The 6,906-nt window shown below is 64.1% G+C and carries 8 protein-coding genes; 5 read left to right on the plus strand and 3 right to left on the minus strand.

The genetic code is table 11. The annotated features are described in order from the left end of the window. The first annotated feature begins 230 nt into the window (after positions 1 to 230). Entirely contained in the window at positions 231 to 539 is a 309-nt protein-coding gene (locus VKP01_RS12845) for a hypothetical protein (RefSeq protein WP_324412889.1), read from the plus strand. 314 nt (positions 540 to 853) lie between these two features. Here the strand turns inward: VKP01_RS12845 and VKP01_RS12850 are convergent, their stop codons facing one another. The 3 genes from VKP01_RS12850 to VKP01_RS12860 form a co-directional block, all read right to left on the minus strand. Next, positions 854 to 2,266: an ATP-binding protein gene (locus tag VKP01_RS12850; protein ID WP_324412891.1), complete on the minus strand. Its 1,413-nt coding sequence runs from the start codon at positions 2,264 to 2,266 to the stop codon at positions 854 to 856. Next, positions 2,267 to 2,959, minus strand: a complete 693-nt coding sequence (locus VKP01_RS12855; RefSeq protein ID WP_324412893.1) for a response regulator transcription factor — start codon at positions 2,957 to 2,959, stop codon at positions 2,267 to 2,269. It lies immediately after the preceding gene. A 111-nt stretch (positions 2,960 to 3,070) separates the two neighbouring features. After that, entirely contained in the window at positions 3,071 to 4,303 is a 1,233-nt protein-coding gene (locus tag VKP01_RS12860) for a trypsin-like peptidase domain-containing protein (protein WP_324412895.1), read from the minus strand. Positions 4,304 to 4,483: 180 nt separating this feature from the next. On the opposite strand from VKP01_RS12860, the gene VKP01_RS12865 reads away from it, so the two are divergent. The 4 genes from VKP01_RS12865 to VKP01_RS12880 form a co-directional block, all read left to right on the plus strand. Further along, complete coding sequence (locus VKP01_RS12865; RefSeq protein WP_324412897.1) at positions 4,484 to 4,765, plus strand: cupin domain-containing protein; 282 nt, start codon at positions 4,484 to 4,486, stop codon at positions 4,763 to 4,765. A 205-nt stretch (positions 4,766 to 4,970) separates the two neighbouring features. Further along, positions 4,971 to 5,417: a type II 3-dehydroquinate dehydratase gene (gene aroQ, locus VKP01_RS12870; protein ID WP_324412899.1), complete on the plus strand. Its 447-nt coding sequence runs from the start codon at positions 4,971 to 4,973 to the stop codon at positions 5,415 to 5,417. 36 nt (positions 5,418 to 5,453) lie between these two features. Further along, complete coding sequence (accB, locus tag VKP01_RS12875) at positions 5,454 to 5,927, plus strand: acetyl-CoA carboxylase biotin carboxyl carrier protein (protein WP_324412901.1); 474 nt, start codon at positions 5,454 to 5,456, stop codon at positions 5,925 to 5,927. Between the two features lie 6 nt (positions 5,928 to 5,933). Beyond that, the coding region (locus VKP01_RS12880; RefSeq protein WP_324412903.1) for a biotin carboxylase N-terminal domain-containing protein at positions 5,934 to 6,906 on the plus strand (973 nt) is incomplete at its 3' end.

The raw sequence follows: 6,906 nt of genomic DNA on the forward strand, positions 1-6,906 counted from the left end.
GAATACGCGCATCTCCTGGTATGAGGGCGCCGGCCATATGCCCTTCATCGAGGATCAGGCCCGCTTTGATTCCGAGCTCGCCGCCTTTGCCGGGACATGTTGAGGCAAGCGTCGCGGCCATGGGCGCAACGCGAAGTCGATCCGTCCCCGACGCCGCAAACATCAAGGCGTCACAATTGGCATCGAAACTGCACCGGAAATGTCGACGCCAGCGCCTTGAGGAAGCCGTCATGCCGAGCAACAAGAGGACCGAAACCGAATTTGATCCGATGGGGATCGCGCCCGTGATGATGCATTACTGGCGCGTAACCATGTTCGACATGCCGATGGCCTGCGCCCTCGGCTTGAATGCATGCATGACGCGCTGGATCGCGCATCAGCAGGAATTCGTCCTCAGCCTCACAGGCTCACGCGATCTCGACGACGTCACTACGGCACAGAAGAAACTGGTCGCAGAAGCCATCGAGGACGCGGAGGCAGGCACGGCTGCCTTCCAGCGCGACTTGCGCGCGACGCTGGAATCCGCCCGCTTGAACTGAAAGCGGAACCACGAGTGGCGTTGCGGACCGGTCCAGATCTCTGCAAGCGAAGCGGCTTCGGGTTTGTGGGCCTGATGATCCGCGAGACCGCGTGACGCGAAGGCACCGGGGAACTGGTCAGATCCGATCGGAAGGCCCGAGACCCGGACAGTCTCGGACAGACCCGGACAGACTTGGACAGACTTGGACAGACTTGGATGATGTCGTCCTGCCGGGTGAGACGACCATCGCACAGGTGCGAATATCCGTTCAGGCCTCGCGGGAAGGACGAGTGCGATCCGGCTCTGACGCGACCCGCCCGATGGCCGGCAACTTCACGATCCGCCCTCTGCCGGCAAGTCCAGTACCGCGACGAGTCCCGGTGCCCCATCCTCCAGCCGCAGCGTGCCACCGTGCAACCGCGCCACGGCTGCGACGAGGGAAAGTCCAAGGCCGAAACCGGGGCGGTTGCGTGAATGCTCGAGGCGGATGAAGCGCCCCAGCACGCGCTCGCGCTCCTTTTCGGGAATGCCCGGCCCGTGATCACGCAGGCTGATACGCACCCGGTCATCCGCGCGCTCCGCGACGAGCCGGATCGGACCAGCCACGGCGTGATCACCGTCCGGTGCGGCGTATTTCAGCGCGTTGTCGATCAGATTGCTCAGCGCCTGCGCCAACAGTTCCGGTGAGCCGCGCAAAGGCAGATCAGGTGCGATCTGCACGTCGAGCCGCATGCCGGCTTCCTCGACGACGGCGTCATAGAGCTCGGCGACATCGGTGGCGATGTCCGCAGCATCGAAGTCACGCACCAGATCCCCGGCATTGCCGGCTTCGAGCCGTGCGATCATCAGGAGCGCATCGAAGACGCGGATCAGATTGTCACCCTCTTCGATCGCACCTTCCAGCGCGGCACGCAATTCCTCGGGCGTGCGCGCCTCGCGCAGGGCGCCGTCGGCGCGGTTACGCAGGCGCGTGAGCGGCGTCTTGAGATCATGGGCGATGTTGTCGGAAACCTGCCGCATGCCGGCCATCAGTTCCTCGATCCGCCCGAGCATGGTGTTGAGGCTCTCGGCCAGCCGGTCGAGTTCGTCGCCCGTGCCGGCAATGGCGAGGCGCCCGCCGAGATCGCCAGCCATGATCGAGCGCGTGGTCAAGGTCATCGCCTCGACCCGCCCGAGCAGACGCTTGGCCACGATCCAGCCGCCGACGCCGCCGAAGAGAAAGACCCAGAAGAGCGACCAGACGAACGCACGGCGCACCACGTCGCGCATGCGCTCGTTCTCCTCGATGTCACGCCCCACGAGCAGGCGATTGCCACCAGGCAAGTGGTAGACCCGCACAAGCGCCCGGTGGATCCGCATCCCGTCCTCGCCGCTCACCCGCTCGTAACTGATACGATGCTGACCCGGCTGCGCCAGCAGGCGCGGGGAAACCGCCTCGACATTGCCAGCGACAGGGCGCCCGGTGCGGGTCGTGATCAGGTAGAGCGAGGCGGAGGGGCTGCGTGAGCGACGATTGATGCTGCGGATCAGGCGCGGCAGGCCGCCGCGCTCGAACTGCTCGGCGAGACCGGTGATCTCGGCCTCGATTGTCGAGACCATCTGTTGATTGACGAGGCGTTGCGCGTTCCAGGTGACATAGCCCAGCGTCAGGAAGATCGTCACGGCGAAGATGACGAGATAGAAGGCCGAGAGCTTGAAGGCGCTCGTGCGCAGGAGCTTGCCGAGACTGTCAAGAAAGCCGCCCACTCAGCCGTCCCTCGCCGGTTCACGCAACATGTAGCCGGCGCCGCGTATGGTCTGGATCATGGCGTGGTCGAAACCGCGATCGATCTTCCCGCGAAGGCGCGAGACATGCACGTCGATGACATTGGTCTGCGGGTCGAAATGATAATCCCAGACATTCTCCAGAAGCATCGTGCGCGTCACCACCTGCCCTGCATGACGCATCAGGTATTCCAGCAGGCGAAACTCGCGCGGCTGCAACTCGATGGCCTGCCCCGCACGGGTAACCGAGCGCGAGAGCCTGTCGAGGACGAGATCACCGACTGCGAACCGCGTCGGCTCCGCTTCCGCCTTGCCGGAACCGCGCCGGGCGAGCACCTCGATCCGGGCGAGCAGTTCGGAGAAGGCATACGGCTTGGGCAGATAATCATCCCCGCCCGCGCGCAACCCCTTGACCCGGTCATCGACCTGTCCGAGGGCCGAAAGGATCAGAACCGGCGTGGTGATCTCTTGTTCGCGCAGGGAGCGGATCAGCGAGAGCCCATCGAGCTTGGGGAGCATGCGATCGACGATGAGCACGTCGTGCCCGCCAGCTTCAGCGAGCGCATAGCCGTCGAGGCCGTCATGAGCGATGTCGGCAACATGGCCGGTCTCACGCAAACCCTTGGCGAGATAGGCGGCCGCCTCTTGGTCGTCTTCGATGATGAGTATCTTCATGCGATCATGATAGCAAAGGCGCATCCGTTTGCGACAGCGCTTGAAGCAGGGCCGGGCCGCGCACCGGGGGCTGGGGGGCATGGTCCCGGATTGCGGCCCGACCCGCTCGGATCAGGCGTCGGTCAGACGCCCGATCTCGACACTGATTTCACGGATGTCGCCGCGGCGCACGATCTCCAGCGTGACCGCCGTGCCCGGATCAATATCGGCGATCCGCCGTGACAGAGCCCGGTGATCGGCTATGCTTTCGCCATCCACCGAGAGGATGATATCGCCGGATTCGAGCCCCGCATCATCGGCGGGGCTGCCGGGCTGCGGCTGCGCCACCAGTGCACCGCGCGTGCCGTCCCGGCCCATGGCCTCGGCGATTTCCTGTGTAACCGGCTGGATCTGCACACCGAGATAACCCCGGATAACCTCGCCCCGTTCCATCAGCGCCGTGACGACATCGCTCGTGACATGGGCGGGAATGGCGAAGGCGATGCCGACATTGCCACCCGAGGGTGAGAAGATTGCCGTATTCACACCGATCACTTCACCGGCCAGATTGAAGGTCGGTCCGCCGGAATTGCCGCGATTGATGGGGGCGTCGATCTGCAGAAACTCATCGTAAGGTCCGGCGCCGATATCGCGCGCCTCTCCCGAGATGATACCAGCCGTCACGGTCCCGCCCAGCCCGAACGGGTTGCCGATCGCCACGACCCAGTCGCCGATGCGGCTGCGCTCGTCGGCCAGGTTCACGTAGGGGAAATCCTCATCAGGTGCATCGATCTTGAGCAGGGCGAGGTCCGTGCGTGGATCATTCCCGACCACTTCCGCATCGAAACGCGTCCCATCATCGAGCATGACTTCCACTGTCGTGGCGTTGCGGACCACATGGTCGTTTGTTACCACGTAACCGTCGCCGGAGATGAAAAAGCCCGAGCCCTGGGACGCGGCACGACGCGGCGGACGCTGCGGGGCAGGTTCCTCACCGCGCGGCCCGGGACTGAAGCCGAAGCCAAATTCCTCGAAGCGGCGGAAGAACTCGTAGAGCGGATGGTCGGGATCAAGGTCGGGCATGCCGAATTGCTGGCCCGGCCCGCCGCGTGGTCCGCGCCGGGTCTCGCTGCGCTCGGCCTGCTCACGCTCGATGGTCACGCGCACCGAGACCACGGCAGGACTGACGCGCTCGACGACATCGGCGAAGGAGGGCATCCGGACGGGCTCTTCGAGACGCAAGGGCTCGGCACCGGCTTGCGGGTAGCTGCCGACGAGGCCGATTCCGGACCCTGCCACCAGGGCGCCGAGCGCCGCAGCGGTTGCAATGCCAAGGTTCCTGCGGGTAAGGATTCTGATCTGCATACGGTTTCTCTCTCCGTTTCGGGCTATCTGACGTATTCGTTTCTCCGCAATCTACGTATGGCGGCTTACGCGGGTTTCACCGGGGCATGAACTTTTGGTAATCTGAAGCGTTCTCAGGCAGCCACGACAACGTGCCGCGAACCGGGTTCGGCGCCCATCGGTATGCGAGGAGGAGACAGCATGCACAAGGCAGTATCGGAATTGCAGGCTGAGGACGACAGGATGCGTATCACGCGCTGGACCTTTGCACCTGCAACGGAAACAGGCTGGCACCGCCATGCCTGGCCGTATGCGGTCGTACCGGTACAGGGTGGCACGCTCACCGTCGTCGACAGCGAAGGCGAGCGCGATTACGAGATCCGAACCGGTGAGAGCTATGCGCGCGCCTGTGGCACGGAACACAACATCGTGAACAATTCGAATGCGCCGGTCGTCTTCGTGGAGATCGAAATCAAGCGCTGAGCGATGCCGTCGCAGTCATCGCCGCAGGTCGGTTCCGGCCCCGTCCATCCCGTGAAAAACAACGGGATGACCCTGCCCGCGCGCGATCTTGCGGCGAAAAATCCTTTTCGGAAAGTGTTTCAGGGGTTATGGAGAGCGCGCAGGTCGGCGTGCAGGTTCGCGCGCCCTTGCGCACATAACCGTCCCCGGAGCCCGCAACGCCAGCATGACCGCAATATTCCTGCTCAACGGCCCCAATCTGAACCTGCTCGGTCAGCGCGAGCCGCAGATCTACGGGGCAGACACGCTGGCCGATATCGAGGCGATGCTGCAGACGCACGCAGCGGCTCGCGGAATCGCGCTCACCTGCCGGCAATCCAATCACGAGGGCGATCTGGTGAGCTGGGTGCAGGAAGCGGGGCTCGCCGGGGCGGGGGTGCTCTTGAATGCCGGCGCCTATACCCATAGCTCAATCGCCCTGCGCGATGCGATCAGCGGCAGTGGCGCGAAAGTGGTGGAAATCCACCTCTCCAACGTCTATGCCCGCGAGGCATTTCGCCACAAATCCATGATTGCACCGGTTTGCGCGGGGGTGATCTGCGGCTTCGGCAAGACCGGCTACATCCTGGGCCTTGATGCCCTCACCGCCGCTTCCGGCACATCACAGACCTGAATCGACACCACGCGGTCCGACTGGAGTTTGAAGAGAATGGCCACGAAAAACCCCTTCGATCCCGAACTCGTGCGAGAGCTCGCCGGATTGATTTCGGAAACGGATCTGACCGAGATCGAGGTCGAAAAAGGGGATCTGCGCATCCGCGTGGCGCGCCAGATCACGCAGTCGATGCATGTCCCCGCGCCGGCGCCGGCTCCTGCGCCTGCGGCGAGCGCACCTGCCGAAGCGAAGTCCGAGCCGGCTCCGATCGCGGCGCTCAATCCGAAGGATCATCCCGGCATGGTGCCCTCGCCCATGGTCGGCACCGCCTATCGGCGCGCTTCTCCCGACGCCAAGCCGTTCATTGAAATCGGCCAGCATGTTGAGACAGGCGACAAGCTGCTCCTGGTCGAGGCGATGAAGACCTTCAACGACATCGTCGCACCGCATGCCGGCACCGTCACGGCCATCCTGTTCGAGGACGGGCAGCCGGTCGAATACGGCGAACCCCTGCTCATCATCGAGTGATGCGCCATGTTCGATAAAATCCTGATCGCCAATCGCGGCGAAATCGCACTGCGCATCCTGCGCGCGGCCAAGGAACTCGGCATCGCCACGGTCGCGGTCCATTCCACGGCGGATGCAGATGCCATGCATGTGCGCCTCGCCGATGAGAGCGTGTGCATCGGCCCGCCGGCGGCGCGCGATTCCTATCTCAACATTCCCGCGCTGATCGCCGCCTGCGAGATCACCGGCGCGGATGCAGTGCATCCGGGATACGGCTTTCTCTCGGAGAATGCGGGTTTCGCCGAGGTGCTGTCGGATCACAACATCGCCTTCATCGGCCCCAAGGCCGAGCATATCCGCATCATGGGCGACAAGATCGAGGCCAAACGTACCGCCAAGCGCCTCGGCATTCCCTGCGTCCCGGGCTCGGAGGGTGGCATCGAGACGGCGGAAGACGCGGTGAGCATCGCCGACGAGATCGGCTATCCGGTGCTGATCAAGGCCGCATCGGGCGGCGGCGGGCGCGGCATGAAGGTCGCGCGCGACGCCAGCGAACTCGAACACGCCTATACGACAGCGCGCACGGAGGCTGCAGCGGCTTTCGGCGACGACGCAGTCTACATGGAGAAATACCTGGAGAAGCCGCGCCATATCGAGATCCAGATCCTCGGCGACGGCGAGGGCGACGCCATCCATCTCGGCGAACGCGATTGCTCGCTGCAGCGTCGCCATCAGAAGGTCTGGGAGGAAAGCCCCTCTCCGGCCCTCAATGACGAAGAGCGCGCGCGTATCGGCGAAATCTGCGCGAGAGCCATGCAGGAGCTGCAATATCGCGGCGCCGGCACGATCGAATTTCTCTACGAGAACGGCGAATTCTACTTCATCGAGATGAACACCCGCATCCAGGTCGAGCATCCGGTCACGGAGATGATCACCGGGGTGGATCTCGTCAACGAGCAAATCCGCATCGCCGCCGGCGCACCGCTCTCGGTGGCGCAGG

This window comes from Saliniramus sp. (assembly GCF_035311605.1).
In the GTDB taxonomy this organism is placed as follows: Bacteria; Pseudomonadota; Alphaproteobacteria; order Rhizobiales; family Beijerinckiaceae; genus Saliniramus.

Coding starts and splice junctions, on each gene's coding strand:
- VKP01_RS12860 (WP_324412895.1), bottom strand. CDS start 4,303: ATGCAGATCAGAATCCTTACCCGCAGGAACCTTGGCATTGCAACCGCT.
- VKP01_RS12845 (WP_324412889.1), top strand. CDS start 231: ATGCCGAGCAACAAGAGGACCGAAACCGAATTTGATCCGATGGGGATC.
- VKP01_RS12855 (WP_324412893.1), bottom strand. CDS start 2,959: ATGAAGATACTCATCATCGAAGACGACCAAGAGGCGGCCGCCTATCTC.
- accB (WP_324412901.1), top strand. CDS start 5,454: ATGGCCACGAAAAACCCCTTCGATCCCGAACTCGTGCGAGAGCTCGCC.
- VKP01_RS12865 (WP_324412897.1), top strand. CDS start 4,484: ATGCACAAGGCAGTATCGGAATTGCAGGCTGAGGACGACAGGATGCGT.
- aroQ (WP_324412899.1), top strand. CDS start 4,971: ATGACCGCAATATTCCTGCTCAACGGCCCCAATCTGAACCTGCTCGGT.